This window comes from Agromyces italicus DSM 16388, from assembly GCF_000421545.1.
In the GTDB taxonomy this organism is placed as follows: Bacteria; Actinomycetota; Actinomycetes; order Actinomycetales; family Microbacteriaceae; genus Agromyces; species Agromyces italicus.
Window position 1 is genome coordinate 689,261 of the sequence record NZ_ATXF01000005.1, and the last position, 26,589, is coordinate 715,849.

22 protein-coding genes and 1 tRNA gene are annotated in these 26,589 nt (G+C 71.8%); 11 read left to right on the plus strand and 12 right to left on the minus strand.

The window, feature by feature from the left end:
- Positions 1 to 35 precede the first annotated feature (35 nt).
- Positions 36 to 2,555, minus strand: a complete 2,520-nt coding sequence (locus H516_RS0107670; RefSeq protein WP_022889140.1) for a glycoside hydrolase family 65 protein — start codon at positions 2,553 to 2,555, stop codon at positions 36 to 38.
- Positions 2,552 to 3,361: an HAD family hydrolase gene (locus tag H516_RS19010; protein WP_022889141.1), complete on the minus strand. Its 810-nt coding sequence runs from the start codon at positions 3,359 to 3,361 to the stop codon at positions 2,552 to 2,554. The genes H516_RS0107670 and H516_RS19010 overlap by 4 nt, the downstream gene beginning before the upstream one ends.
- Positions 3,362 to 3,750: 389 nt before the next feature.
- Between H516_RS19010 and H516_RS0107680 the strand changes: the two genes are divergently transcribed.
- Positions 3,751 to 3,837 (plus strand) — tRNA-Leu (locus H516_RS0107680).
- Positions 3,838 to 3,908: 71 nt separating this feature from the next.
- On the opposite strand, the gene H516_RS19015 is transcribed toward H516_RS0107680, so the two are convergent.
- Positions 3,909 to 4,301 carry a DUF1801 domain-containing protein gene (locus tag H516_RS19015; protein WP_022889142.1) on the minus strand — a complete coding sequence of 131 codons (393 nt, stop codon included), beginning with the start codon at positions 4,299 to 4,301 and terminating at the stop codon, positions 3,909 to 3,911.
- Positions 4,302 to 4,401: 100 nt separating this feature from the next.
- Between H516_RS19015 and H516_RS19020 the strand changes: the two genes are divergently transcribed.
- Together H516_RS19020 and H516_RS0107695 are read left to right on the plus strand one after the other, a co-directional pair.
- Positions 4,402 to 5,868 carry an SPFH domain-containing protein gene (locus H516_RS19020; protein ID WP_022889143.1) on the plus strand — a complete coding sequence of 489 codons (1,467 nt, stop codon included), beginning with the start codon at positions 4,402 to 4,404 and terminating at the stop codon, positions 5,866 to 5,868.
- 101 nt (positions 5,869 to 5,969) lie between these two features.
- Positions 5,970 to 6,404: a DUF2871 domain-containing protein gene (locus H516_RS0107695; protein ID WP_026378549.1), complete on the plus strand. Its 435-nt coding sequence runs from the start codon at positions 5,970 to 5,972 to the stop codon at positions 6,402 to 6,404.
- 12 nt (positions 6,405 to 6,416) lie between these two features.
- On the opposite strand, the gene H516_RS0107700 is transcribed toward H516_RS0107695, so the two are convergent.
- A complete protein-coding gene (locus H516_RS0107700; protein WP_026378550.1) occupies positions 6,417 to 7,013 on the minus strand; it encodes a GNAT family N-acetyltransferase in 597 nt (198 codons plus the stop codon).
- Positions 7,014 to 7,091: 78 nt separating this feature from the next.
- Here H516_RS0107700 and H516_RS0107705 point away from each other — a divergent pair, with 78 nt between their 5' ends.
- Positions 7,092 to 8,009 carry a DNA-3-methyladenine glycosylase family protein gene (locus H516_RS0107705; RefSeq protein ID WP_022889146.1) on the plus strand — a complete coding sequence of 306 codons (918 nt, stop codon included), beginning with the start codon at positions 7,092 to 7,094 and terminating at the stop codon, positions 8,007 to 8,009.
- Positions 8,010 to 8,328: 319 nt separating this feature from the next.
- Here H516_RS0107705 and H516_RS0107710 read toward each other — a convergent pair whose 3' ends face one another.
- Both H516_RS0107710 and H516_RS19025 read right to left on the minus strand, forming a co-directional pair.
- Positions 8,329 to 9,351: an NAD(P)H-dependent flavin oxidoreductase gene (locus H516_RS0107710; RefSeq protein WP_022889147.1), complete on the minus strand. Its 1,023-nt coding sequence runs from the start codon at positions 9,349 to 9,351 to the stop codon at positions 8,329 to 8,331.
- Entirely contained in the window at positions 9,348 to 10,226 is an 879-nt protein-coding gene (locus tag H516_RS19025; protein ID WP_022889148.1) for a flavin reductase family protein, read from the minus strand. Before H516_RS19025 ends, H516_RS0107710 begins: the two co-directional genes overlap by 4 nt.
- 160 nt (positions 10,227 to 10,386) lie before the next feature.
- Between H516_RS19025 and H516_RS0107720 the strand changes: the two genes are divergently transcribed.
- Positions 10,387 to 10,839 carry a hypothetical protein gene (locus H516_RS0107720; RefSeq protein WP_022889149.1) on the plus strand — a complete coding sequence of 151 codons (453 nt, stop codon included), beginning with the start codon at positions 10,387 to 10,389 and terminating at the stop codon, positions 10,837 to 10,839.
- A 17-nt stretch (positions 10,840 to 10,856) separates the two neighbouring features.
- On the opposite strand, the gene H516_RS19030 is transcribed toward H516_RS0107720, so the two are convergent.
- Positions 10,857 to 11,303 carry a winged helix-turn-helix transcriptional regulator gene (locus tag H516_RS19030; RefSeq protein WP_022889150.1) on the minus strand — a complete coding sequence of 149 codons (447 nt, stop codon included), beginning with the start codon at positions 11,301 to 11,303 and terminating at the stop codon, positions 10,857 to 10,859.
- Between the two features lie 79 nt (positions 11,304 to 11,382).
- Here H516_RS19030 and H516_RS0107730 point away from each other — a divergent pair, with 79 nt between their 5' ends.
- Positions 11,383 to 13,692: an LLM class flavin-dependent oxidoreductase gene (locus tag H516_RS0107730; protein ID WP_022889151.1), complete on the plus strand. Its 2,310-nt coding sequence runs from the start codon at positions 11,383 to 11,385 to the stop codon at positions 13,690 to 13,692.
- A 75-nt stretch (positions 13,693 to 13,767) separates the two neighbouring features.
- Here H516_RS0107730 and H516_RS0107735 read toward each other — a convergent pair whose 3' ends face one another.
- Positions 13,768 to 14,643: a carbohydrate kinase family protein gene (locus H516_RS0107735; protein WP_022889152.1), complete on the minus strand. Its 876-nt coding sequence runs from the start codon at positions 14,641 to 14,643 to the stop codon at positions 13,768 to 13,770.
- 20 nt (positions 14,644 to 14,663) lie between these two features.
- Positions 14,664 to 16,022, minus strand: coding sequence for a pyridoxal phosphate-dependent decarboxylase family protein (locus H516_RS0107740; RefSeq protein WP_026378552.1), 1,359 nt, complete (start codon positions 16,020 to 16,022; stop codon positions 14,664 to 14,666).
- A 284-nt stretch (positions 16,023 to 16,306) separates the two neighbouring features.
- Between H516_RS0107740 and H516_RS19035 the strand changes: the two genes are divergently transcribed.
- Genes H516_RS19035 through H516_RS0107755 form a run of 3 tightly spaced genes read left to right on the plus strand, consistent with a single transcriptional unit; the run spans position 16,307 to position 19,955 of the window.
- A complete protein-coding gene (locus H516_RS19035) occupies positions 16,307 to 17,047 on the plus strand; it encodes an ATP-binding cassette domain-containing protein (RefSeq protein WP_022889154.1) in 741 nt (246 codons plus the stop codon).
- Positions 17,047 to 19,386: a YhgE/Pip domain-containing protein gene (locus tag H516_RS0107750; RefSeq protein ID WP_022889155.1), complete on the plus strand. Its 2,340-nt coding sequence runs from the start codon at positions 17,047 to 17,049 to the stop codon at positions 19,384 to 19,386. Before H516_RS19035 ends, H516_RS0107750 begins: the two co-directional genes overlap by 1 nt.
- 14 nt (positions 19,387 to 19,400) lie before the next feature.
- Positions 19,401 to 19,955: a TetR/AcrR family transcriptional regulator gene (locus tag H516_RS0107755; RefSeq protein WP_022889156.1), complete on the plus strand. Its 555-nt coding sequence runs from the start codon at positions 19,401 to 19,403 to the stop codon at positions 19,953 to 19,955.
- Positions 19,956 to 20,017: 62 nt separating this feature from the next.
- Here the strand turns inward: H516_RS0107755 and H516_RS0107760 are convergent, their stop codons facing one another.
- From H516_RS0107760 to H516_RS0107765, 3 genes are all read right to left on the minus strand, one after another.
- Positions 20,018 to 22,372: an arylsulfatase gene (locus tag H516_RS0107760; protein ID WP_022889157.1), complete on the minus strand. Its 2,355-nt coding sequence runs from the start codon at positions 22,370 to 22,372 to the stop codon at positions 20,018 to 20,020.
- 117 nt (positions 22,373 to 22,489) lie between these two features.
- Positions 22,490 to 22,693 carry a hypothetical protein gene (locus H516_RS19040; RefSeq protein WP_033196837.1) on the minus strand — a complete coding sequence of 68 codons (204 nt, stop codon included), beginning with the start codon at positions 22,691 to 22,693 and terminating at the stop codon, positions 22,490 to 22,492.
- Positions 22,694 to 22,800: 107 nt separating this feature from the next.
- The gene (locus H516_RS0107765; RefSeq protein WP_022889158.1) at positions 22,801 to 24,573 is read right to left on the minus strand and encodes a cation:proton antiporter; all 1,773 of its coding nucleotides are present in this window, start codon (positions 24,571 to 24,573) and stop codon (positions 22,801 to 22,803) included.
- Positions 24,574 to 24,668: 95 nt separating this feature from the next.
- Here H516_RS0107765 and H516_RS19045 point away from each other — a divergent pair, with 95 nt between their 5' ends.
- Entirely contained in the window at positions 24,669 to 25,487 is an 819-nt protein-coding gene (locus H516_RS19045) for a DNA/RNA non-specific endonuclease (protein ID WP_022889159.1), read from the plus strand.
- A gap of 119 nt (positions 25,488 to 25,606) precedes the next feature.
- Complete coding sequence (locus H516_RS0107775) at positions 25,607 to 26,530, plus strand: NAD(P)-dependent oxidoreductase (protein WP_022889160.1); 924 nt, start codon at positions 25,607 to 25,609, stop codon at positions 26,528 to 26,530.
- Positions 26,531 to 26,589: the final 59 nt, after the last annotated feature.

Consider the following 26,589-nt stretch of genomic DNA (forward strand, 5'->3'; position numbering starts at 1 on the left):
GTCATGTTAGCGCGAGCGGCTGGCAACACCCCGGATCAGTCGATCGGGATGACCGTTTCGATGTCGTCGGCGTCGAGCGACAGAGTCGGGATGGACGCCGTCAGCAGGGTACCGTCCGCTCGCCTCGTGCCCGTGACATCCCGCATCGTCGGCGAGCCGTACCTGCGCGGACCCTGCCCGTCGAGCGGCACCGACACCGGGGCATCCGACGTGACCGTCACCTCGGCGCCGCGCACCCGGACCGTCGCCCGGGTGCCCTGCTCGACCGTGAAGGTGATCGCCGCGGGTTCGAGCTCGACGCGCAGCCGGGTGCCCCGGAGCGTCAGCCGGAACGTGAGGCGGGACCAGCCGTCGGGCAGGCGCGGATCGAAGGTGAACCGACCGCCGTGGTCGCGGAAGCCGCCGAAGCCCGAGACGAGCGCGCTCCAGACGCCACCGGTGGATGCCACGTGCACGCCGTCGGCCGCGTTGTGATGCAGGTCGGCGAGGTCGACGAACAAGGCCGAACGGAAGTACCGCATCGCGAGCTCGTGATACCCGACCTCGGCCGCGATGATCGACTGCACCACCGCCGACAGCGTCGAGTCGCCCGTCGTCAGCGGGTCGTAGTACTCGAAGTTCGCCCGCTTGGCCTCGGCGGAGAAGCGATCGCCCTGCAGGTACAGCGCGAGCACGACGTCGGCCTGCTTCAGCACCTGGAACCGGTAGATGACGAGCGGGTGGTAGTGCAGCAGCAGCGGCCGGCGGTCGTCCGGGGTGTTCTCGAGGTCCCACAGCTCCTTCTGGAGGAAGGCGCTGTCTTGCGGGTGGATGCCCAGCTGCTCGTCGAAGGGGATATGCATGTGCGCGGCGGCCCGCCGCCAACTCGCGACCTCGGCCGGCGTCACGCCGAGCCGCTCGACGAGCTGGTGGTACGCCGAGGCGTCGTTCACCTGCAGCGTGTCGATCGCGGATGCCGCGGCGGCGAGGTTCGCCCGGGCCATGACGTTCGTGTACAGGTTGTCGTTCACGACGGTCGTGTACTCGTCGGGACCGGTGACGCCGTGGATGTGGAAGATGTCGTCGGCGTTCGAACGCCAGAAGCCCAGGTCCTCCCACATGCGGGCCGTCTCGACCAGGATGTCGATCGCGCCGAGCGCGAGGAACTCCTCGTCGCCGGTGGCGGCCACGTACTGGCAGAGGGCGTAGGAGACATCGGCGTCGATGTGGTACTGCGCCGTACCCGCCGCGTAGTACGCGCTCGACTCCTGCCCGTTGATCGTGCGCCACGGGAAGAGCGCACCGCGCTGGTTCAGCTCGAGGGCTCGCGTGCGCGCGGCGTCGAGCATGCGCTGACGGAAGCGCAGCACGTTGCGGGCGACGATCGGGGCGGTGTAGCTGAGGAACGGGAGGACGTACACCTCGCTGTCCCAGAAGTAGTGGCCGCCGTAGCCCGAACCGCTCACTCCCTTCGCCGCGACCCCGCCGCCATCGGTGCGCGCCGTCGACTGGGCGAGTTGGAAGAGGTTCCACCTGGTCGCCTGCTGCAGCACCGGCTCGCCCGCGATCTCGACGTCGGAGCGCGCCCAGTAGTCGTCGAGCCAGGCCCGCTGCTGGGCGAACAGCTCGCCCGTGCCGAGCTCGGCCGCACGGTCGAGGGTGCGGTCGCAGCGGTCGACCAGCTCGCGGGCCGGCACCTTGCGGGCCGTGTGGTAGCTCACGGCCTTCGTGATGCGGATCGGCATGCCCTGCTTGGCCTGCACCCGGTACACGTGCTTCGCGAGGTCGTCGCCGATCGTGCCGGTCTCGGTGAACGGGTTGTCGGTCGTGATCTGGTGCTCGGCGCCGACCGCGAGGGTCATCCCCGAGTTGGTGCACTGGTAGCCGAGCACGTACCGGCCGCCCTCGGCCCGCTTCATGCGCGGCTGAAGCACCCGCTCGATGAACTGCTCGGCCTTGCGCGGATCGAACGCACCGGGGGTCTGGGCCTCCTGCTGCACGCCGCCGCGGTACTCGTCGCGGCCGTCCTGACGGTTGAGGATCTGGCTCGAGATCGTGACGGCCGCATCGGCGTCGAGCAGCTCGACCTCGTAGTCGATGACCGCGAGGTGCCGATCGGTGAAGCTCGTCATGCGGCGGCTCGTGATGAGCACGCGCTTGCCGGCGGGCGTGCGCCACTCGATCGAGCGGCTGAGCGCACCCAGGCGGAAGTCGAGCCGCCGCTCGTACGAACGCAGCTCGGCCTCGGTCAGCACGAGCGGCTCGTCATCGACGTAGAGGCGGATGATCTTGGCATCCGGCGCGTTGACGATCGTCTGCCCGACCCGGGCGAAACCGAACGCCTCCTCGGCGTGACGGATCGGCCACGTCTCGTGGAACCCGTTCACGAAGGTGCCGTGCATGTGGCCGTCGCGACCCTCTTCGACGTTGCCGCGGAGCCCGAGGTAGCCGTTGCCGACGCCGAAGAGCGTCTCGGTGCGGCCCATGTCGGCCTCGCCGAACTCGGTCTCGACGAGCGCCCACTCGTCGACTGGGAACCGGCTTCGGCTGAGCGGGTCGTCGTCGGCGAACCTCATGCGGTGCCTCCTTCTACTGGCTGGGGAGGGAGCGGAGCGACCGTCTCGAGACCCGGGAGCAGCTCGTCGAGCTCGTCGACCACGACGTCGGCGCCGAGGCGCTCGAGGGCGCCCCGGCCGACCCCGCGGTCGACGCCGACGACGAGGCCGAAGTCGCCGGCCGCACCGGCCTGCACCCCCGATTCGGCGTCTTCGACGACGGCGCACACGGTGGTCGGCAGGCCGAGCAGCTCGGCCGCCCGCTCATAGGTGTCGGGTGCGGGTTTACCGGGCAGGCCCTCGGCCGCGGCGTAGCCGCCGTCGACGACGACCTCGAAGCGATCGGCGAGGCCCGCCGCGGCGAGCACGGCCGGTGCGTTCTTCGAGCTCGAGACGACGGCCACGGGGCATCCGGCCGCCTGCACCGCGTCGAGGAACGCGACGCTCGCCGGGTACGGCACGACGCCCTCGTCGGCGAGCGTCTCGTTGAAGGCGACGTTCTTGCGGTTGCCGAGGCCGTGCACGGTATCGAGCTCGGGCGCGTCGCTCGCGTCGCCTTCGGCGATGCGGATGCCGCGGCTCTCGAGCAGGCTGCGGACCCCGTCGTAGCGTGGTTTGCCGTCGATGTGGGCGAAGTAGTCGGCCTCGGTGTACGGGGCGGCGCCGTGCAGCTCGAGGTAGGGGGTGAAGAGCCTCGCCCACGCATGCATGTGCACGATGGCGGTGGGGGTGAGCACGCCGTCGAGATCGAAGAGCCAGCCGCGGATGTCGCTGGGCGAGGTTGCGCGATCGCCTCGCTCGGTCGGCTCGTCGGGGGAGTGGGTCACGTGGGCGCTCCTTTCGTCGCATCGGTCGTGGGCGCCGGTACCCGGGTCTCGATGCTATTCCCGGGCGGGCTGCGGGCGCGAGGTGCAGGCGCGACTCGGAGCGGATGCCAAGGGTTCGGGAGCGTCTTGCCCGGGCGCGAGAGGGGCGCGTGACGAGTCGTCAGCGTCTCGGAGCGGCACGCCGAGTCGGGGCGGTGGTTCGGCGGAGTGTCGTCGGGCGATGCTGACGACTGGTCACGCGGGAGCCGGAGTGGGAGTGGGAGTGGGAGTGGGAGTGGGAGTGGGGGTGGGTGCGGGTGGGTGCGGGTGCGGGTGCGGGGCCGAATGGAGTTGCGGGCCGCGAGATGTTAGGCTCTCGTGGCTGGACGCACTTCGGTGCGACCACACGTGCGCGAGTGGCGGAATTGGCAGACGCGCTGGCTTCAGGTGCCAGTACTCGCAAGGGTGTGGGGGTTCAAGTCCCCCCTCGCGCACCAACCAGGCGAAGGCCCCCGAGCATCGGGGGCCTTCGTCATTCTCGGATGCGCCGCGGCGATCGGTGGGTGGATCAGTCGTGTGCGAGCCAGGCCCGGATGACCTCGACGATCGACGCACGTTTCGCGTCGAGCTCGTCGGGCGGCGGCATCTCGAAGCTGGCTCTGATGTCGGAGTGCCAGGTGAGCAGCCCGTCGGGATCGCCGGTGAAGCTCGGTGCCGACTCTTTGTCTTCAGCGCGGTCGGTGCCGAAATGCAGGATCAGTCGCACGGGGCCGTGCCCGGCGGCATTGATGGTGAGCCGGTCGACGCCGTCGAGGGTGTAGTCGGGGGAGTTCCACTTGACGATCTCGTTCAATCCGGGAGCGGCGTCGCGCACGAGCGCGCGGAGCGCCTCGACTTCCGCGCGGGTGCCGGGCGTCTGCGCCGCGAGGTACTCGTCGACGGTTGCGTAGCGATCGGCCATGAATCGGATGGTACGCCGCCCGACGAGGATTGCGCAGCCGGGCGCGGACAGACATTCTTGACCGGAGCCCTACTCGCCACCACCCGAACGAAGGAACCCCGTGCTCGAGTTCTTCGCCGCTGCCCCGATCATCGGCATCATCGCCCTCGTCGTCATCGCCGCCGTCATCCTGTGGATCTGGGCGAAGGTGCTGTATCGCAACGTCTCGCCCGACGAGGCGATCGTCGTCACCGGCAAGCGCTCGCGCCGTCGCATGGTCGACGGCGTCGACACCGAGGAGTCGGGCCAGCGCGTCGTGCACGGCCAGGGCGTGTGGATCATGCCGTTCTTCCAGAAGGCGCACAAGATCTCGCTGCGCTCGCGGGCGATCGAGATCCGCGCAGAGGCGCAGACCAACAACGGCATCACCGTGAACGTCGACGCCGTGGCGATCGTGAAGGTCGGCGACAGCGCCTCCGCGATCCGCGCCGCCGCCCAGCGGTTCCTCGGTCAGGACAAGAACATCGACATCTTCGCCCAGGAGGTGCTCTCGGGTTCGCTGCGCGCCTCGATCGGCGCGACCGACGTGCTGACGATCATCAACCGCCGCGACGAGCTCTCGGCCGCGGTGCTCGGCGTCGCCCGCGAATCGCTGCTCAGCCAGGGTCTCGACGTCGACTCGTTCGAGATCAAGGGCATTTCAGACAACAACGGCTACATCGACGACCTCGGCCGCGCCGAGCAGGCGAAGGTGCGCAAGCAGGCCGAGATCGCCGAGGCCGTCGCGCAGCGCGAGGCCCGCGAGGCCGTGATCTCAGCCGAGCAGACCGTCGCCGAGCGCGAGGCCGAGCTCGCCCAGCGCAAGGCCGCGCTCCAGCGCGAGACCGACAAGGCGATGGCCGAGGCCGCCGCTGCCCGCCCGCTCGCCGAGGCGCTCTCGCAGCAGGAGGTCGTCGCACAGCAGGAGATCACCGCGCAGAAGAAGGCCGCACTGCGCGCCGCCGAGCTCGATTCCGAGGTCAAGGCCGTCGCCGACGCGCAGGCGTACAAGGTGAAGGTCGAGGCCGAGGCCTCCGCCGAGGCCGTACGCATCGCCGCCGACGCCGACCGGATCGCGCGGACGGCCGCCGCCGAAGCGCTGCGGGTCGAGGGTCTCGCCGAGGCCGACGCGATCGAGGCGAAGGGCGCCGCCGATGCGGCCGCGACGAAGGCCGCAGCCGAGGCCGTCGCCCAGCAGTCGGAGGCGCTGCTGCAGATGCGCGTCATCGACGCCCTGCCGCTCATCGCACGCGAGCTCGCCGCTCCGATGTCGAACATCGACCAGCTCACCGTCGTGTCGACCGACGGCGCTTCGCAGCTCGCGAAGAACGCCGTGTCGGGCATCACCGAGGTCGACGCGATGCTGAGCTCGACCATGGGCGTCGGCCTCCGCGAGCTCCTCGGTTCGATCATCGGCGGGGCCGCCGCCGGCGGTGCGGCCGCGCGCGCATCCGAGCGCGACGGGGTCGAGGCGATCTCGCCGATCGCCGACCGGCTCGACGGGCTGGAGTCGTCGCTCGACGGGGCCGCCGAGGCGAAGAACTCCTGACGGTCGCGACCCTCACGGCGACGTGACCGGACTCAATCGTTCGATCGATGCGGTGCACGCGACATCCCAACATGCTGGGAGGACGGTCGGAAGGAATCGTCATGCTCAAGCTGTTCTACGCCGCGTTCGCCTACATGGTCGTCGGGGCCGCCTCGGGGCTGTATTACCGCGAACTCACGAAGTCTCAGGGGTTCCCCGAGGGTGAGTTCACGCAGTTGGGGCTCGCCCACACCCACCTGCTCACGCTCGGTTTCATCGTGCTGCTCATCGTGCTCGTGCTCGAGAAGGTGTTCGTGCTGTCGCAGAGCCGGCTGTTCGGCTGGTTCTTCTGGGTCTACAACGCGGGTGTCGTGCTGACCTCGGCGATGCTCGTCTGGCACGGCACGCTCACCGTCCTCGGCGGGCAGTCGACGGCCGCCATCGCCGGCATCGCGGGCCTCGGGCACATCCTCGTGACGGCGGGCATGGTGCTGCTCTTCCTCGCGCTCCGGAGCCGCATCGTCGTGGCGGGCGCCAAGAAGCCGTCGAAGGTCTGACGTCGGTCGCGATCAGGCGTCGAGGGCCCGCCACATCGTGGTGATCGGGGCGCCGTCGAGCGGTGAGGTGAAGCCGCCGACCCGGCGGAATCCGGCCCGCTCGTAGCGGCGGTCGTTCTCGGGGTTCGTCGATTCGAGGTACGCGGGGAGGCCATCGGCGGCGAAGGCCCGCAGGTTCTCGGCGAGCAGGCGCTGCCCGAGCCCCTCGCCGCGGCGCGCGGGGTTCGACGCGAGCAGGCTCAGGTACATGTGCGGTTCGCCGTGAGGGTGGTTCGACTCGAACGCCTCCATGAGCCCGTCGAACGCCCGCCGCTGTTCGGCGTCGAGCCGGGCGTCGACGACCGCCTCGACCTCGGCGAACTGCTGCTCGGTCATCTCGGGCTCGCCCGAGGGAAGCCACACCGCGACCGCGTCACCGTCGTCGACGACCCACACCGTCCGGTACGGCAGCGCGCCCTCGACGAAGCGGCGCCAGAACGGTTCGAGGTGGCTCGTGTCACCGTCGGGGCGGCGGAGCACAGGACCCCAGACGGGGTCGTCGGCGAACGCGAGGGCGAGGGTTGCGGCGATCGCGGGAACGTCGGCGGCATCGGCGAGTCTGTGGGGCACGCGATCATCGTCGCACGTCGCCGCCTGCCGCGGGCAGCTGTCGCCGTCGCTGTCAGCCGGGTGAGGCACACTGGTGCGGTGATCGCCGACCATGCCCTCGAGTGGCGGCCGCGGCATCCGACCGATCTCAGACAGACCCTCGGAAGCCTGCGCCGGGGCATCGGCGACCCCTCGTTCCAGCTCGACCAGGCGGGCGCGGTATGGCGCGCGGTGCGCACCGCCGAGGGCGATGCGACCATTCGACTGCGGCAGTCGCCGGACGGGATGCTGCGGTGCGAGGGCTGGGGGCCGGGGGCGGGCTCCGCGGTCGAGCAGGCACCCGAACTGCTCGGTGAGCGCGACGACCCGAGCGGGTTCGTGCCCCTCCTGCCCGTGCTCGCCGACGCCCATCGCCGCAATCCCGGGTTGCGGGTGCCGCGCACGGCGCAGGTGTTCGAGGCCCTCGCCGCGTCGATCCTCGAGCAGAAGGTCATCACCCTGCAAGCGCACGATTCGTGGCGCCGGCTCGTCACCCGCTTCGGTGCGGCCGCCCCCGGGCCGACGCCGCGGCCCATGCGCGTCGTGCCGAGTGCCGAGGTGTGGCGGGCGATTCCGAGCTGGGAATGGCACAAGGCGGGCGTCGACCCGCGGCGCGCGGCGACGGTGCAGAACGCGGCACGGCACGCGCGCCGCCTCGACGAGGCGGTCGGCATGAGCCCGGCGGATGCCGCGGCGCGCCTCACCCTGATGCAGGGCGTCGGCCCGTGGACGGCTGCGGAGGTCGCGCAGCGCGCCCTCGGCGATGCCGACGCCGTGTCGGTCGGCGACTACCACCTCGCGAACTACGTCGGCCATGCCCTCGCCGGGCACGACATGAGCGACGAGGAGATGCTCGAGGCGCTCGAGCCGTGGGCGGGGCACCGCTACCGGGTGGTGCGGCTGCTCGGCGCGGCCGGGGTGCGTGGCCGACCGCGGCGTGGGCCCCGGATGCCGTTCGTCGACCACCGCGCCATTTGAGCGGTCGAGACCGACCGAGAGGTCGCCGCTCGACGCTCGCCGCTCGCCGCTCGCTGCTCGCCGCTCGCCGCTCGCCGCTCGCTGCTCGATGTCACTCGCCGGACCCGCCCCCCCACCCGCCGAATCGTGACGATATCGGGGAGAGCTCTTCTGCCTGCAGGCTCGGCACTTCGGTACTTCGGTACTTCGGTACTTCGGTACTGGTGGCGCGGGGGAGAAGGCCCTGGCAGGTGGGTGCCCGCGGTCAGCGGGCGGAACCGAATCGGCATGCCGCTCGACCCCGAGCCGAGCGGGGGCGGATCCCGGTCGCCCGCCGAATCTACGCGCCGGGCGGGCGACCGAGCAGCGCGGCGGCGGCCCGCGTGAACTCGTCGAGCACCTCGGCGACCGGGCGCGACTCGCGCAGGAGGCCCACACCCTGGCCGGCATCGACCGGCACGAGCGCGTGGTCGCCGTCGCGGTTCGCCGCAAAGATCGCGGCGCGCAGGGCGACGAGATCGGTGCCGTCGCTCGCGGCCGTCGCCGTGCGCAGCTCCTCGACGCGGCCCTGCCACGTGTCGACGAGGTCGTTGCGGATCACGCGTTCGGGGAACCGCTCGGGCCAGGGGAGCCCGAGCGCGGCGTCGAGTGCGCACGTGGTCACGGTGTCGTCGCCCGTCGCGGCGAGCAGCACCTCGATGGCGGCGGGCGGGGTGAGCGTCTCGGTCGAGGCGGAGAGAGCGGTCCCGATCCACGCGCCGGCGGCGCCCGCCGCGAGTACGGCGGCGAGGCTGCGTCCCGAGCCGATGCCGCCGGCCGCGAGCACCGGGGCGCGGGCGTCGATCACGTCGAGCACCGCATCGAGGAGGGCGAGCGTGCCGATGCGCGGGTCGCCGTGGCCGCCGCCGTCGGATCCGCGGGCGACGATGACGTCGACCCCGGCGTCAGCCGCGGTGAGAGCTTCGGCAGCCGTTGCGACCTGGGTCGCCGCGAGCGAACCTGCCGCGTGCACGCGGTCGACCCATTCGAAGCGTTCGGCGAAGCTCACCGAGATGAGGGAGGGACCAGCCCCGATCGCGACGTCGAGCAGCGCGGGATCGCGTTCGATGCCCCAGTGCACGAGTCCGACGCCGCACGGCTCGCCGACGCGACCGTGCCTCGCGCGGTCGCGTTCGAACTCGGCGAGCTGCGCCGCGAGCTTCGCCGCCGAGCCGGCGCTGCCCATGCCGATCATGCCGAGCGCCCCGGCCCGCGACACCGCGCTCGCGAAACGACCGCCCGCGACCCCGCCCATCGGCGCGCTGACGATGGGGGTGGCGAGTCCGAGTGAGGCCGACCACGGCGTCGAGAGCACGGCGCTCACGGCTGAAGCTCCTGCCGGGCCGCCCACTCGAGAAAGGCGGGCTCGGTCGACACGATGCGCGAGACCTCTTCGCCGCCGTCGCAGCGGCAGAGGCTCACGATCACCCCGTCGGCGTCGAGCTGACGCACGGCCCAGGTGCCGCCGAAGCCCTCCCACCGGTCGAGCTCGTCGAGCGGGGACGGGGACGGGGACGGGGACGGGGACGGGGACGGGGACGGGGACGCGGCATCCTGCACCGGCTCGTTCGTGTCGGGCGGGCCGGGCGCGATGGGCGACTTGCGGGTCCAGCCGACGTGCTCGCCGCGGTCGTAGAAATGGCGGAAGCTGTAGATGAGCGGGTGCCAGGCGTGCGGGTCGATGTGGTTCGTGCCGGGCACGACGAGTTCGGGCAGGGCGTGCACTCGCACCACCTCGACCTCGACCATGAAGTAGCCGGGGTCGACGCCCGGGGTCATGCGCAGCACCTCGCCCTCGAACTGCAGCGGTGCCTCCCGCACGCGCGGCGGCGACACCAACTGCGAGGGGACCGTCGTGAACCCGGCGAGCTCGAATTTGCGCGGCTCGAAGCGGTACTGCCCGGCTTTCGTCTCGGGCACGGGGTCGCGTCCGGTCACCGCCGAGAGCCGCTCGACGCGTCGCCAATGCGTCGCCGCCGGGAAGTTCACGGTCAGCTGGGGCCGTTCGGCGATGTTGGCCGCCGTCTGCCCGTCGGCCTCGAGCCCGAGCACGAGCATTCGCCCGAGCGCCCAGTGCGAGGAGGCGGGCGCGAGGTTCGCCGTGCCGTCGGTGTTCTCGGTGACGACGAGGTAGACCGGCGTGCCGACGTACAGGACGCTCGGCTCGATCACCAGGTGGTCGGAGGTCTCGGCATCCATCGCGCACCCTTCTCTACGGATGTCTCTCACGCTACGCCCACCCGCGGAGGGCCGAGGCACTATGACGCCGTTCACGGGAGAGGCATAGCGAACGCATACCTTTCTCGCCTACGGTCGTCAGGGCGGCGAGCCGCGCCGCAACCACGACCGAAGGACCATTGTGACCTCGAACACCCCGACCCGCGCCCTGCCCAACCTGCCGCTCATCGGCACCTGGGTCGCCGCCCTCGCCCTGCTCGGCGTCGGCCTCTGGCTGCTCAACTCGTCGAACGCGTCGCAGGTCGAGCTCTACACGGCCCAGTCGCAGGACTACGCGGCCTACCTCGGCGCGCAGACCGGCACGACCGTCGGCGGCCTGCTGATCGCGGTCGGCGCGCTCGCGATCGTCATCGCCGCCGCGACGCAGGCGGTCGCCTGGTCGATCGCGCGTCGCGCATCGCAGGCGGATGCCGCGGCGCCGGCCGAGTTCGACGAGGACGACTCGTTCGACGACGAGCTCGTCGAGTCGGAGGCCGCCCCGGTCGATGAGGCGCCCGCCGAGCAGCCCGCCGCCGAGCAGCCCGCCGCCGAGCAGGCCGAGCAGGTCGAGCCCGAGGCCACCAGCACCAAGTAACCCCGTCGTACGGTTTCTCAGCCGGCCGGGCGCTCGATCGAGTGCCCGGCCGCTGCGTTCCCGGCCTCGTCGCTCTCGAGGCCCCACTCGACGAGCGGCTGCAGCAGCTCGATGAGCCGGAGCCCGGCCGCGCTCGGCGTGTAGGCGATCGTCACCGGTGTCGTCGCCTTCACGTGCCGCTCGATCATGCCCTCGGCCTCGAGCTCGCGCAACCTGGCCGCGAGCAGGCGGTCGGAGATGCCCGTCACGGTGGCCCGGTACTCGGAGAACCGCCGGGCGCCGCGGACGCCCGCGAGCAGGATCGCCCCGTTCCACTTGCGGCCAGCGAACTCGATCGTCGTCTGGAATCGGCGGCACGCCTCGTCGTCGATGTGCCCGAGCCCCTCGAGCCGCGCGCGATGCGCGGCGAGGTCGTCACCCGGCGCAGGCGAGGGAATGTTCGACCGTTCGGATTTGCTTACCACAAGTAAGTAGCTTACCTGAAAGGCGCGCTCGTGGCATCCATGCAGCATGCTGGGGGAGACGTGGAAAGGGACCCGCACGATGCACTACGGCCATGATCTCGAGTTCGGCACCTTCATCACCCCGACGAACGACCCGCCGCACGCGCCGGTGCGCCTCGCCGAACTCAGCGAGGCCGCCGGCTACGACCTCGTGACCTTCCAGGACCACCCGTACCAGCCGCGCTTCCACGACACCCAGACGCTCCTGACCTGGGTCGCGGCCCGCACCGAACGCATCCGACTTGCGGCGAACGTCGCGAACGTGCCGCTGCGCCCGCCCGCAGTGCTCGCCCGCTCAGCCGCGAGCCTCGACCTCCTCTCGAACGGGCGCTTCGAACTCGCGCTCGGCGCCGGTGGCTTCTGGGACGCGATCGAGGCGATGGGCGGCCGGCGCCTCACGCCCGGGCAGGCGGTCGACGCCCTCTCCGAGGCGATCGACGTCATCCGCGGCGTGTGGGACCAGGGCGAGCGCGCCCGGTTCGAACTCGACGGCGACTACTACCGCATCGACGGAGCCAAGCGGGGACCGGCCCCCGCGCACAACATCCCGATCTGGATCGGCGCGCTGAAGCCGCGCATGCTCCGGCTCATCGGGCGCAAGGGCGACGGCTGGCTGCCCTCGCTCGCCTACCTCCAGCCCGGCGACCTCGCCCGAGCCAACACGACGATCGACGACGCGGCGACCGCCGCCGGGCGCGACCCGCGCGAGATCCGCAGGATGCTGAACATCGGCGGGCGCCTCTCCGCGGGCGGACGGGGCGGCATGCTCGACGGGCCGGCCGAGCAGTGGGTCGAGCAACTGCTCCCGTACGTCGTCGACGACGGCGTCGGCACCTTCATCCTCGCGAGCGACGACCCCGGCACCATCCGGCACTTCGCCGACGAGGTCGTGCCCGGGCTCCGCGAGGCGGTCGCCCGCGAACTGGGCACGCGTGATCGAAGCACGTCATCGGATGCCTCGGCGACGACGCCGCTCGTCGGAGACGCGCCGAGTCGCAGCAGCGCGGTGCGGGCCAAGCGGCGCGACGGCATCGACTACGACGCGCTGCCCGCCTCGCTCGCGGCCCGGGCGATCGAGCCGGGCGACGCCGGCTACGCCCGGGTGAAGTCGACCTACCTCCGCGGCGGCGCGCCCGGACTCGTGCTGCAGCCGACCACCGCGGCCGAGGTCGCCGACGCCGTGCGCTTCGCGGGGCGGCATCGCGAGGTGCCGTTCGGCGTGCGCAGCGGCGGACACGGCATCAGCGGCCGCTCGACGAACGACGGCGGCATCGTCGTCGACCTCTCGAGGATGCGCGCCATGACCGTGCTCGACGAGGCGAGCCGGCTCGTGCGCATCGAGGCCGGCGCGCGCTGGAAGGACGTCGCGGCGTTCCTCGCCCCGCACGGCTGGGCGCTCAGCTCGGGCGACTCCGGCGGCGTCGGGGTCGGCGGCCTCGCGACGGCGGGCGGCATCGGCTACCTCGCCCGCGAGCACGGACTCACCATCGACCACCTGCGCGCCGCCGAACTCGTGCTCGCCGACGGTCGGGTCGTGCGGGCCGACGCCGCGGAGCATCCCGAACTCTTCTGGGCCGTGCGCGGCGCAGGTGCGAACGTCGGTATCGTCACCGCCTTCGAGTTCGAGGTCGACGAGGTCGGCGTCGTCGGCTTCGCACAGCTCGCCTTCGATGCGAGCGACCGTGCCGGGTTCCTCGAGGCGTGGGGCCGTTGGGTCGTCGAGTCGCCGCGCGACGTGACGAGCTTCCTCACGATGGGCGGGTCGCGGCCCGGACAGCCGCCCGTCGCGACCGTCATGACGATGATCGACTCCGACGACCCCGACACCGTGCTCGAACGTCTGCAACCGCTCGCCGACGCCGCGCCGCTCATCGGGCAGGACGTGCGCCTCTCCACCTACGACGCCGTCCTGGCGAACGCGGGCGACGAGAGTCACGGCGCCGAAGGCGAGCCGACCTCGCGTTCGGGGCTCATCGGCCCGGTCACGCCCGAGTTCGCGCGCGATGCGGCCCGGTTCCTCGACGATGGGGCGAGCTACTTCTTCCAGCTCCGCGCGGTCGGCGGGGCGGTGCACGACGTGCCGGCCGAGGGGACCGCGTTCGCGCACCGCTCCTCGGAGTTCTCGGTCGTCGCCTTCGGCACCGCGAACATGCGCACGAGCGAGCGGTGGGACGAGCTCATCGCCCCGCACACCGACGGTGCGTACGTCAGCTTCGAGACGATGCAGGGCGAGCACGCCGTCGCGGCGGCGTACCCGCCGGCGACGCTCGCGCGGCTGCGGGCGCTCAAGGCCGAGGTCGACCCCGGCAACCTGTTCCGCGACAACGCGAACATCGCGCCGGTCGGGTAGGTTTCGAGACGTCGCTTCGCTCCTCCTCGACCCGCGGTGAGCGACGTCGCTTCGCTCCTCCTCGACCCGCGCCGGTCACGCCCCCAGCAGGGCGTCGAGGCTCGGGTGCAGGTGGCGGGTGACCAGCACGGATGCCGCGTGGTTGGCGCCCGCTTCGAGCGCCTCGTCGAGCTCGGCGCCGGCGAGGGTCGCGTCGAGCACGCCCGCCATGAACGCGTCGCCCGCGCCGTTCGTGTCGCGTACCGTGGTGGGCACGGCCGCGACGTCGTGGCGGATCATCCGCTCGTCGAGGGCGACGGCGCCCCGGGCGCCGAGCGTGCAGACCACGAGCGAGGCGCCGCCCTCGATGCACGAGCGCATGAACGGCAGCGGGTCGTCGCCGATGCGGTCGGCGTTCATGAAGATCGCGTCGGCCGCCTCGATGAACGGACGGTGGAACTCGCTCTCGCCGTCGTAGTCGTGGATGTCGGTCCAGACGGGTCGCCCGCTCGCCTTCGCCGCGGGGATCAGCCGGCGCGAGAGCTCCGAGAGGTCGAGGACCAGCGCCGAGGCATCCGCCATCGCCTGCCGCAGCTCGCCGTCGAGCTCGGGGTCGCGGCCCTCGCCGGGGTCGACGGGCGTCGAGAGGAACAGCGAGACCCGCTCGCCTGCGCGCGTCATGAGGTTGACGTGGCGTTCGGTGACGCCGCCGTCGGCGGCGATGAGCGCGACGCCCGCCTGCATGAGGAGGCGCTGCACCCGCGCGCCGTCGGCGTCGGCGCCGAAGAGCGCGTGCAGGCGCACCTGCCGGCCGAGCCCGACGAGGCCGAGGGCCTTGCCCGCCGAGGTCGCGCCGACGGTCTCGTACTCTTCGAGGGCGAACTGCATGTGCGGCACCGGCTCGGGCAGATGGTCGAGCACGACGATGCGGTTCCACGATGCCGGCCCTGAGATGAAGACGTGTTCGCTCACCCGCCCATTCTGGCGGCTGCTCAGCGCATCGTGTCGAGGATGCCGACCAGCTGATCGAACGTCGTCATCGGGTTCACGATCGCGAACCGGGTGTTGGGCCGGCCCGCGTGGGAGCTCGGCGTCACGAACGCGCGCTGCTCGTCGAGCAGCTTCGACGACCAGCGCTCGTAGTCGTCCATCGACCAGCCCTCCCGTTCGAAGACGACGATCGAGAGCTGCGGGTCGCGCACGAGACGGAGCTCGGGGCGGGAGCGGATCTCGTCGGCGATGCGCTGGGCGAGCTCGAGCGAGTTCGTGATGGCGGCGCGGTAGGCGGCGGCGCCGTAGCTCGCGAGGGAGAACCAGAACGGGAGACCGCGTGGGCGGCGGGTGAGCTGCACGGCGTAGTCCGACGGGCTCCACTCGGGCTTGCCGGTGAGGGTGTCGAGGTACTCGGCGTGCTGGGTGTGCGCGCGCCGCCCGATCTCGGGGTCGCGGTAGATGAGCGCGCACGCGTCGAAGGGGGCGAAGAGCCACTTGTGCGGGTCGACGATGACCGAGTCGGCGCGCTCGACGCCCGTGTAGCGTTCGCGGGCGAGGGGCGAGAGCATGCCGGTCAGGCCGTAGGCGCCGTCGATGTGCAGCCAGAAGTCGTACTCGTCCTTCAGCGCCGCGATGGAGGCGACGTCGTCGACGATGCCGAAGTTCGTCGAACCGGTGGTCGCGATCACGGCGAAGGCGTCGTCGCCGTGCTCCTCGAGCGCTGCGCGCACGGCCTCGCCCCGAAGCATCCCGTCGTCGTCTGCCGGAACGAGCACGACGTCGACGTCCATCACCTTCGCGGCGGACGTGTTCGAGGAGTGCGCCTCGGTCGAGCAGACGAGCTTCCACCGGGCGGGCATGGGTGCTCCCGCGGCGGTGCGCCGCTCGCGCGCCGCTTCACGCGCGGCGACGAGCGCAGAGAGGTTGCCGATGGTGCCGCCCTGCACGAACACGCCGCCGGCGCCCGCGGGCAGGCCGAACTCGTTCGCGAGCCAGGTGAGCACCTCGTTCTCGGCGTGCACGGCGCCCGAGCCCTCCATCCAGCTGCCGCCGTAGAGGCTCGAGGCCGACACCACGAGGTCGAACGCCATCGCCGCCTTCGTCGGTGCGGCCGGGATGAACGACAGGTACTGCGGGTGGTCGATCGTGATGCACGCCGGCGCGAGCACGTGCTCGAAGATCGAGAGCGCCCGCGTCGCACCGATGCCGCGCTCGTCGATGGTGCGGCCGGCGAGGCGGGTGAGCTCGGCCTCGGTCTCGGGCTTGTCGAGCGGGGTGTCGGTCGAGAGCAGGCGCCGCCGCGAGTAGTCGAGCACCAGGTCGACGATGGCCTCGGTCTCGCCGGTGACGGCGTGCATGCGGGTCGGGTCGGGGTTCTCGGGGCTGCGGTCGTGGTCGATGGTCACTGGAGTCTCCGGCGGGTGGGTCAGGTGGTGGCGACACAAGTGTGAACACCGGCGCGCGAGAACGCAAATTTTCGGCAGAGAATCGGGTTCTTGTGCATGATACCAATGATCCGCTCGCCAGGTCGCAATAATCATGCGCGTCGTGGAGGATCGGCGCAGCTTTGGTCGGGTGAGCTGTTTGCACTGCGGGCCGCGTGCTTCTAGACTGACTAGTCAGTACAAACGAAGGATGCATCGTGCCGATCATCGTGCGGGCGCATGAACTCGCCCTCCACTCCAAGCGCGGCCCCGTCTACGGGCCCGTCTCGCTCGTCGCCGCCTCCGGCCTCACCGTCGTCGCCGGCCCGGCCGGCAGCGGCCGCACGAGCCTCCTGCTCACGCTCGCCGCGCGCATGAAGCCGTCGAGCGGCCACCTCGAGACTCTCGGCTACGACCTGCCCCGCCGGGCGCGACCGGTGCAGCGCGCCACCGCCATCGCCGGCTTCCAGGGCATCGACACCCTCGAGGAGTCGGTCACCGTCGGCGCCGCGATCCGCGAGCGCGCCGCCTGGCTCTCGCCGTGGTGGGCCTTCATCCGGCGCACCGAGGAGGCAGAGCTCCGCCGGGTGCTCGCCCCGGTCTTCGGCGAGGTGCCACTGCCCGCCGTCGACACCCTCATCTGGGATCTCGACGAGGTGCAGACCGTGCTCCTCCGCATCGCGCTCGCGATGATGAGCGAGCCCGACGTGCTCTTCTTCGACCAGATCGAGCAGCTGCAGTCGCCCGAGGCGCGCCGCACGCTCTGGCTGCGCCTCGACGCGATCACCCGCGCGGGCACCGCCGTCATCGCCTCGGCGGCGGCGCCAGAGCTCGAACTCTGGGCCGAGCTCCGCCTCGCCCCGCACGTCGTCGACCTCGCCGCAACGGCGGGCGAGGCATCCGCTGCACCGCGCGACGACGCGTCAGACCTCACCGACCTCATCCTGGAGCACGCCTGATGTTCGCCTTCCTCTCCTCCGGCACCGAGCTGCGCCGCTTCCGCAAGGGCGTGCTGCCCAAGATCGCGCTCGTCGTGCTGCTGTTCATCCCCCTCATCTACGGCGCCCTCTACCTCTGGGCGTTCTGGGCCCCCACCGACGAGATGAAAAACCTGCCCGTCGCCCTCGTGAACGAGGACGCGGGGGCCACGCGGAACGGCGAACGGCTGACCGCCGGCGACGACCTCGTCACCGAGCTCACCGACCGCGGCGATCTCGACTGGCAGCTCACCGACGCGACGGATGCCACGACCGGCGTGCAGGACGGCGACTACTACTTCTCCGTCACGATTCCCGACGACTTCTCGGCGAACGCCGTCTCGGTCGGCGGCGACCAGCCGACGCCCGCGACCGTCGAGGTCGAGTACAACGACGCGAACAGCTTCCTCGCCTCGACCCTCGGCAAGCAGGCCATGGTGCAGCTGCGCGACACCGTCGCCGAGCAGGTGAGCCGGCAGACCGCCGACACGATGCTCGTCGGCATCAGCGACGCGAGCGACGGCATCCGCGCGGCCGCCGACGGTGCGAACACGCTCGCCGACGGACTCGCGACGGCCGACGCGGGCGCCGGCCGTCTCGTCGTCGGCCTCGGCGACCTCTCGAGCGGGGCGGGCGCGCTCGACGCGGGCGCGATCCGGCTGGCCGACGGCTCGGGCACCCTCGCCGACGGACTCGACCAGCTCGCCGCGGGTGCGGGCAGCCTCTCGAGCGGCGCGGGCACCCTCGCCGGCGGCCTCGGCCAGCTCGCGACCGGCGCCGGAACGCTCTCGAGCGGCACCTCGACGCTCGCGGGCGGGCTCGACCAACTCGCCACCGGAGCGGGCGGGCTCTCGAGCGGTGCGACCAAGGTCGCCGACGGGGCCGGCGCGCTCTCGACGCAGCTCGGCGCGGCCGCCGACGGTGCCGGGCAGCTCGCGACCGGCTCGCACCAGCTCGCCGACGGTGCGGGGCAGATCGCCACGCAGACCGAGCAGTTCGCCGGCGGCAGCGCCCATGTCAGCGGCTCGATCGCCGAGCTGCTCGCCGCCGCCCAGGCGAACCCCGACGTCCCCGTCTCGGCCTACCTCGATGCCCTCCAGCAGGCCGCCGACGGCGCCGCGACCCTCGATGCCGGGGCGCAGGCCGCGGTGCCGCAGGTGCAGGGCTACGCCGCGAACTCGACGGCGTTCGCCGGCAAGGTCGACGCACTCGCGGCGGGGCTGACCGCGGGGGCTCCGAAGGCCGCCGAGCTCGCCGACGGTGCGGCACAGCTGCGCGACGGTACGGCGGCGCTCGCCCAGAAGTCGGGCGACGCGGCATCCGGAGCGCACGAGCTCGCGAGCGGCGCCGCGACCCTCGCCCAGAAGTCGGGCGACGCGGCATCCGGCGCGACGACCCTCGCGACGGGCGCGACGAACCTCGCCTCCACGTCGGGCGACGCCGCCTCGGGCGCGCACACCGTCGCCGACGGTGCAGCCCAGCTCCGTGCCGGCGCCGGGGATCTCGCCGACGGCGCCTCGAAGCTCGACGACGGCGGCACGACCCTCGCGGCGGGCGCCGGCAAGCTGGCCGACGGCAGCCGCACCCTCGCCGACGAGCTCGGCGCGGGCGCCGCGTCGGCACCGGTCATGAGCGAGTCCGACATCGAATCGAAGGCCGACGTGATCGCCGCGCCCGTGCAGCTCGACGAGAGCTCGCAGAACGCCGCGTCGAGCTTCGGCGAAGGGTTCGCGCCGTTCTTCATCGCGCTCGCGACCTTCGTGGGCGGCCTGATCATGTGGCTCATCCTGCGCGCGCTGCCGACCCGGGCGCTCGCCGCCTCCGCGAGCGGGCTCCGCGCCGTGATGACCGGGTTCCTCCCGGCGATGGCGATCGGACTCGGGCAGGTCGTGATCATGGTGCTGGTGCTCGTCTACGGCATCGGCCTCGAACCCGAGTACTGGCTCGCGACGAGCGCGTTCATCTACCTCGTGACCCTCGCGTTCCTCGCCCTGCAGCAGATGTTCATCATCGTGCTCGGCACGGCGGCCGGCCGCGTCGTGAGCCTCGTGCTGCTCATGCTGCAGCTGAGCTCCTCGGGCGGCACATACCCCGTCGAGACGACGCCGGGGTTCTTCCAGGTGCTGCACCCGTTCATGCCCGCCTCGTACGTCGTCAGCGGCCTGCGCGAGCTCATCACCGGCGGCGTGGACTCTAGACTGTGGCTCTCGGTGCTCGTGATGGCCGGCATCCTCGTGGGCTCGCTCGCGATCAGCGCGTGGAGCGCCGGCAAGCAGCGGATGTGGAGCGTCAGCCGCCTGCACCCCGAACTCGCGATCTGACCGGAGGAGCGACCATGGCCCGCGCGAACACCACCAAGCGCGCCATCCTCGACGCCGCGCTCGAGCTGGCGGCGACGAAGGGCATCACCGGGACCACGATGGACGAGGTCGCCGAGCTCGCCGGGGTCGCGAAGGGCAGCCTGTACTACAACTTCAGCTCGAAGGACCAGCTGTTCGAAGCCATGCTGCAGGAGGGGGTCGGCGCGCTCGCCGAGTCCCTCCGTGCGGCCAAGGGCGAGCTGCGCGGCTGGCCTGCGATCGAGGCGCTCGTGTGGCAGCTGCTCGACCGGATCGCGGCGAACGCGGCGCTCGCGAAGCTCATGGCCTCCGAGATCTTCCGCACCGACCGGGCCTGGCAGGAGACCCTGTTCGCCCTGCGGCACGAGGCGCTCGCCGTCTTCGAGGCGGCGATCGACGAGACGGATGTCCCGGAGGGACGCGCGGGCATCATGGCGTCGAGCGTCTTCGGGGCGGTGCTGCTCGCGGGTCTCGAATGGCTCGTCTTCGAGCCCGAGCGCTCGCGCGACGAGGTCGCCGCCGGCATCCTCGCGACGCTGCACACGAGATGAACGGAACGGGCCCCACGCGCTGCCGGAATTCATCGAACAGCGCGCGAGGCCCGTCATGCCGCCTACTGGTGGCGCAGCGCCGCCTGTAGATGCTCATCGGGGTCGACGAGGTGGTTGTGGTCGTCGAGGCCGAGTGCGACCTCGGCCCACTTCAGGGTGCCGCTGAACGCGCCGCCCCAGACCTTGTAGCCCTCGTAAGCCGGCATGCCCGTGTCGCAGCCGGCGTCCATGCCCTCATCGAACGAGAAGTAGAGCGCGTGCGTGTGCTCGACGCGTCCGGTGCCGACCGCCGCGCCGTCGATGAAGAGCGTCACGTCGCCGCCCTTGCCGATGCCGCCGCCGTCGTACGCGAACTCGACCCGCACCTGGTGCTCGCCCGCGCCGATCGGGGCATCCGACAGGGTGGTCGAGCGCTGAAGGCCGCAGTAGTTGTAGTGGAAGCCGAGCTTGCCGTCTTCGGCGAAGAACGACCAGCCGCCGGTGCGGCCGCCCTGGGCCACGATCGCACCCTCGAGCGAGCCGTCGTCGGGCACGACCACCTCGGCGGTCGCCGAGAACGAGCGGTTCTTCACGTTGATCGCAACGTTCTCGCCGAGTCGCACCATGCCGGGGTAGAGCCGCAGGCGGTCGCCGGTGACGAGTGTCGGCCGGCCGGCGATCGCGGGGTTCATGCGCTCGGCGGCGCGGTCATCCATCGGGAACACGTTGTGGCGCGCCGCCTCGATGAGGAAGAGCCGCTGCAACTCGGCGAGCTTCTCGGGCTGCTCGGCGGCGAGGTTCTTCGCCTGGGTCCAGTCGGTCGTCGTGTCGTAGAGCTCCCACACGTCGAGCGAGAAGTCGGGGGCCTTCGACACGACATCCCACGGGGTGCGGTGCTTCGTGACCGCGGTCCAGCCGTGGTGGTAGATGCCGCGGTTGCCCATGAGTTCGAAGTACTGCGTCGTATGGCGTTCGTCGGCGGAGGCGTCGTCGAAGCTGTACGCCATCGAGACGCCGTGCATCGGCTCCTGCGTGACGCCGTTCACCGTGTGCGGCTCGGCGAGGCCGGCTACGTCGAGCACGGTCGGCGCGAGGTCGATGACGTGGTGCCACTGCTCGCGCACCTCGCCCTTCGCGGCGATGCGGCTCGGCCAGTGCACGATCGTGCCGTTGCGGGTGCCGCCGTAGTGCGAGGCCACCTGCTTGGTCCACTGGTACGGGGTGCACATCGCGTGCGCCCACGCGACCGAGTAGTGGTTGTACGCCTCCGGCCCGCCGACCTCGTCGAGGTGCTCCTTCCAGAACTCGACGGTCTCGAACTGGCCGCCGCCGTTCGAGGCGGTGGTCAGCATGTAGGCGCCGTTGATGCCGCCCTCGGCCGAGGCGCCGTTGTCGCCGATGATGTAGTAGATCAGTGTGTCCTCGAGGATGTCGAGCTCTTCGAGGGCGTCGATGACACGACCGGTGTGGTGATCGGCGTACTCGAGGAAGGCTGCGTAGACCTCCATCTGGCGGGCGAGGACGGGCTTCTGCTCTTCGGGCACGTCGCTCCACGCGGGGAGTCCCTCGGGGCGCGCGGTCAGCTCGGAGTCGGCGGCGATGACGCCGAGCTCCTTCTGACGGGCGAAGGTCTGCTCGCGCTGCGCGTCCCAGCCGAGGTCGAACTTGCCCTCGTACTTGGCGATCCAGTCCTTCGGCACGTGGTGCGGCGCGTGGGTCGCCCCCGGGGCGAAGTAGACGAAGAACGGCTTGTCGGGCGTCAGGCTCTTCTGCTGGCGCACGTAGTCGATCGCCTTGTCGGCGAGGTCGGGCATCAGGTGGTAGTCGGGATCGGTCGGCGGCTCGATGGTCGTGAGGCCGTCGATGAGGGCGGGCGTGTACTGGTTCGTCTCGCCGCCGATGAAGCCGTAGAAGCGCTCGAAGCCGCTCTGGGCGGGCCAGTGGTCGAACGGGCCGGTCGGGCCCGACTCCCACACCGGCACCTCGTGGCACTTGCCGAACTGCGCGGTGTTGTAGCCGCTCTGGCGGAGGATCTCGGGCAGCGGCACCGCGGTGTTCGGTCGCGTCGAGCGGTAGCCCGGCGCCGGCGTCGCGGTCTCCGTGATGTGGCCCATGCCGACGGCGTGGTGGTTGCGCCCCGAGAGCAGGGCGGCGCGGGTCGGCGAGCAGAGCGCAGTGGTGTGGAACCGCGAGTAGCGGAGGCCCTCGCCGGCGAGGCGCTCGGCGGTGGGCGTGTGGATCGGCCCGCCGAAGGCACTGGAGGCCCCGAAGCCGACATCGTCGAGCAGGATCACGAGCACATTCGGCGCCTGGGCCGGCGGCCGCGCCGGCTCGATCGGCGGGAACTTCTCATCGAGCTTCTTCGCGTCGTACGCGACCGGCCCCTGGTACGCGCGATCTGGAACAGGAAGCACGCTTCCTGGTCGGACGTCGTTCATCTGCACAACCCCTCTGCGGCGCAGGGCGGAGGTCGCCCCCGCGCCACTCGATCCTCTCAGATCCGGACTGTCGATCGCGGTCCGCTCGGCGAGCACCGGGAACGCCCCGACGGACCCTCACGCACGATGCCGTGCCGAACGCCGCCGGCGCAACGGCTCGCCCCGTCGTGCGGGCACCGCCGCCACGGTCGCAGCGCCGAGCTCGTCGGCGACGCGGCTCGCAGAGTTCGGCCGCGGATGGCTGCCCTCGCGGGGGCAGGCGCAGGCCAGGCGGGTCTCCTCGCCGAGCGGTCCGTACACGAACTCCAGGTGGTGTGCCATGGCGCCTCCCCTTCCGCGGCAGAACTGATGGTCCTCCCTGAGAGACGCGCGCGGGCGCGGATCATGACGCGGGTCGGGTGTGAGTTCGTCCGGCGAAGGTTCGGCGCTCAGCCTCCGTCGAGCCCCTTCAGCTCGATGCTGATCTGCTCGGCGTCGAGGTCTTCGAGGGCGGCGCTGAGCGCGGCGGCGCTGAACCGGCCCTCGTCGCGGGCGTCGAGCAGGGCGTCGCGCTCGGCCTCGATCATGCGCAGTCGAAGGCGGCGCACCTGCTCGGGGTCGACACGGGGGGCGGATGCCTCGGGGCCGGAGCGCTTCGCCGGGTCGCCGCCGCCGCCCGCGCCTTCGGCCTCGGCCTCGTCAGCGGCATCCGTCTCGCCGGCGCCCTCGTCGTTGGAGACCTGCCAGGCCGCGCGCATGCGCTCGGCCATGATGCGCGACTGCGCATCGCCCGACTCGGCGAGCTCGCGCATCGCGGCCGTGCGCAGCAGTGCGCGGAGCTTCCGCCGCTCGGCGGCGCCCGCGCCGGGGTCGCGGGCGGGGACGAGCCGGCGCACGAGCCACGGCAGCGTGCCGCCCTGCACGAGCAGCGAGGCCACCGCGACGACGAAGGCGATGAAGACGAGCAGCGAACGGTTCGGGGTGTCGGCCGGCAGGGTCTGCGCGGCGACGAGCGTCACGACGCCGCGCATGCCTGCCCACACGATGATGGTGCCGTCGCGCCAGTCGAGAGATTCATCGACGAAGTAGTCGATGTCGGCGACCCGGCGCCGGAGCATCGAGCGGAATCGTGCCGACCTGGCCTGATCGGGTGCGCGGCCCGCGCGGAGCGCGAACGCGGCCGTGTCGGTGGGCAGCGACTGAATCCGCTCCTTCACCAGGGCACCGCGTCGGGCACGCCGCCCGAGACCCATGATCAGCGGGCCCACGTACGCCGCGCGGACCAGCGTGACCCCGACCAGCGCAATCGCAGCGATGCCGACCGCGTTCCAGATTCCGGCGTGCCCCCGTTCGACGTCTTCGACGAGGGCGGTCACCTCGAGCCCCATCACCAGGAACACCGCGCCCTCGAGCACGAGCTCGACGGTGCGCCAGTTCTGCACGTCGGAGAGCCGATGCCGGGGGCTCAGGAACTTCGCCGCCCCGCGCCCCGTGATGAGACCGGCGACGACCGCCGCGACGAGCCCCGAGGCGCCGAGCAGCTCGGCGGGGACGGACGCGAGGAACGGCATCGTGAACGAGATCACCGTGTTCACCGTCGGGTTCGAGACGCGGGCGCGCACTCGCAGGCTCACCCAGCCGATGATCGCGCCGATGGCGGTCGCCACGGCGACCGCGTAGACGAAGTTCCCGGCAACGCCCCAGATCGAGACGGATGCCGCGGCTCCGGCGATCGCGGAACGGAGGAGCACCAGGGCCGTCGCGTCGTTGAGCAGGCTCTCGCCCTCGAGTATCGCGACGACGCGCGGCGAGACGCCGAGGCGTTTGACGATGGAGGTGGCGACCGCATCGGTCGGGCTCACGATGGCTCCGAGGGCGATGCCGATCGCGAGGTCGATGCCCGGGATGATCCACGTGAACAGCAGCCCGAGCAGCACCGAGCTGACGACGACGAGCACGACCGAGAGGCCGCCGATCGCGCCGAAGTCGCGGCGGAACTCCATCGCCGGCATCGACACCGCCGCCGAGTACAGCAACGGCGGGAGGACTCCCGCGATGATCCACTCGGGGTCGATCTCGATCGGCGGCACCGAGGGCAGCAGGCTCACGAGGAGGCCCGCGACGACGAGCAGCAACGGCGCCGCGACGCCGAGCTTCGGTCCGATCGCGGTCGCGGCGGCGATGGCGAGGAGCCCGAGCACCCCGGCCAGCAGCAGTTCCATGCGGCCATTCTGCCGCTCGGCGGGTTGCGGAGGAGCGAAGCGAGGTCTCGAACCCAGGCCCCCGCGGCGTCGGCGGTGTGTGGTGTGCTGGGCGCATGGGTTTCGACGCGCAGTTCCTGGGAGTGACGGCACCGATGCCGCGGCCGAGGCCCGGCCCCGAGACATCCGAATGCGTCGACCTCGCCTACGTGCACTTCTCGCTCGTGCTCGACCCGGTGCGGCGCTTCGCCCGCGTCACCGGGGTGAACGTCGACGGGGCGGCGCTCCTCGATCTGGCCCGAGGCGGCGACGAGTGGCGGCTCGACGAACGGGTGCCCGCCGACTGGCAGGCCGGCCCCGCGGTCTACGCGGCGAACGACCTCGACCGGGGTCATCTCGTGCGCCGTCGCGATCCTGTCTGGGGCGAGCCCGCCGTCGCCGCGCGGGCGAACGCCGACACGTTCCACTACACGAACGCCGCGCCCCAGGCCGCCGGGTTCAACCAGTCGAAGGAGCTCTGGCTCGGCCTCGAAGACCACGTGCTCGTCTATTCCGAGACGACGGCGCAGCGGCTGAGTGTCTTCACCGCCCCCGTGCTCGGCGACGACGACCCCGGGTACCGAGGCATCCGGGTGCCGTTGCAGTTCTGGAAGGTCGTCGCGTGGAACGCCGGCGGCGCGCTCGCCGCGACCGCGTTCCTGCTCGACCAGTCGCCGCTCGTCGACACGAGCGAGCTGCGCGAGCCCCGGGCGGGCGGCGCCCAGGCGCCACCGCTCGGCCCGTTCCGCACCTTCCAGGTGCCGGTGGCGGATGTCGCGGGGCTGGCCGGCCTCGAAATGCCCGAGCTCGTGGCCGCCGAAATCCTGCCGCCGACGGTGGTCGCCGCCGGCCGTCGCCGGCTCGAGGTGCCGGGCGACGTGCTGCTGCCGCGCTGACGCGCCACGACGGCGTGCCGCGACGGCCCGCCCCGACGGCGCGCCGCGTCGGCCCGCGCAACCCCGGCGTATCGTGAATGGCGAGCACTTCACGTCGACGAGGTCGGGAGGCGACGACGATGGCGAGCATCGCGTGGATCGGACTGGGCAACATGGGCGGCCCGATGGCGGGGCACCTCGTCGCCGCCGGACACACGGTTCGGGGGGTCGACCCCGTTCCTGCGGCCCGTACGGCCGCCGCCGAGCGGGGGATCAGGGTGGTCGCGTCGATCGCGGAGGCGGTCGACGGAGCCGACGCGGTGATGACGAGCCTGCCCCGCAACGAGCACGTCCGCGAGGTCTACGGCGCCCACGACGGAATCTGGGCGAGCGCACCCACGACCGCACTGCTCCTCGATACCTCGACCGTCGACATCGAGACCTCCGGGTTCTGCCACGAGACCTCCGCGAGCCGAGGCTTCGGCTTCGTCGACTCGCCGGTGTCGGGCGGAATCGGCGGCGCCGAGGCGGGCACGTTGACCTTCATGCTCGGCGGCGACCCCGACGACGTCACCCGGGCGAGGGCGTTCGTCGAGCCCATGGCCGGCCACGTGTTCGACCTCGGCGGGCCGACGCTCGGCATCGCCGCGAAGCTCGCGAACAACCTCATGCTCTTCGTCTCGCTGCTCGGCGTCGCCGAAGGGGCCGCGCTCGCCGCGACGCTCGGGCTCGACGCGAAGCGGTTCTTCGAGGTCGCCTCGGTCTCATCGGGGGAGTCGTGGCCGCTGCGCACCTGGTACCCCGCGCCGGGCGTCGTTGCGACGAGCCCCGCGAATCGCAACTTCGACGCGTCGTTCACGACCGTGCTCGCCGAGAAGGACCTGTCGTTCGCGCTCGCGGCGGGTGCGGCGGCAGGTTTGCCGATGCGCGCATCGCGCATCGCGCTCGAGCAGTTCGAGCGGCTCATCGAGGAGGGGCTCGGCGGAAAGGACGCCAGTCTCATCGCGAAGTTCGCGACCGCCGACGGCGAGGTCGCCGGATTCGAGCCGCCGCGCGGGGAGTGACGCAGGCGGCGCCGCAGGCGGCGGAGCCGGTCGGGCAGGGTAGGGGCAGGGCGCCGCGC

Excerpts from the sequence above, each read along its gene's own strand:
- H516_RS0107750 (WP_022889155.1), top strand. The coding sequence starts at position 17,047 with ATGTTCGCCTTCCTCTCCTCCGGCACCGAGCTGCGCCGCTTCCGCAAG.
- H516_RS0107775 (WP_022889160.1), top strand. The coding sequence starts at position 25,607 with ATGGCGAGCATCGCGTGGATCGGACTGGGCAACATGGGCGGCCCGATG.
- H516_RS19040 (WP_033196837.1), bottom strand. The coding sequence starts at position 22,693 with ATGGCACACCACCTGGAGTTCGTGTACGGACCGCTCGGCGAGGAGACC.
- H516_RS0107760 (WP_022889157.1), bottom strand. The coding sequence starts at position 22,372 with ATGAACGACGTCCGACCAGGAAGCGTGCTTCCTGTTCCAGATCGCGCG.
- H516_RS19015 (WP_022889142.1), bottom strand. The coding sequence starts at position 4,301 with ATGGCCGATCGCTACGCAACCGTCGACGAGTACCTCGCGGCGCAGACG.
- H516_RS0107730 (WP_022889151.1), top strand. The coding sequence starts at position 11,383 with ATGCACTACGGCCATGATCTCGAGTTCGGCACCTTCATCACCCCGACG.
- H516_RS0107670 (WP_022889140.1), bottom strand. The coding sequence starts at position 2,555 with ATGAGGTTCGCCGACGACGACCCGCTCAGCCGAAGCCGGTTCCCAGTC.
- H516_RS0107695 (WP_026378549.1), top strand. The coding sequence starts at position 5,970 with ATGCTCAAGCTGTTCTACGCCGCGTTCGCCTACATGGTCGTCGGGGCC.
- H516_RS19045 (WP_022889159.1), top strand. The coding sequence starts at position 24,669 with ATGGGTTTCGACGCGCAGTTCCTGGGAGTGACGGCACCGATGCCGCGG.
- H516_RS0107740 (WP_026378552.1), bottom strand. The coding sequence starts at position 16,022 with ATGCACGCCGTCACCGGCGAGACCGAGGCCATCGTCGACCTGGTGCTC.
- H516_RS0107765 (WP_022889158.1), bottom strand. The coding sequence starts at position 24,573 with ATGGAACTGCTGCTGGCCGGGGTGCTCGGGCTCCTCGCCATCGCCGCC.
- H516_RS0107755 (WP_022889156.1), top strand. The coding sequence starts at position 19,401 with ATGGCCCGCGCGAACACCACCAAGCGCGCCATCCTCGACGCCGCGCTC.
- H516_RS19025 (WP_022889148.1), bottom strand. The coding sequence starts at position 10,226 with ATGGATGCCGAGACCTCCGACCACCTGGTGATCGAGCCGAGCGTCCTG.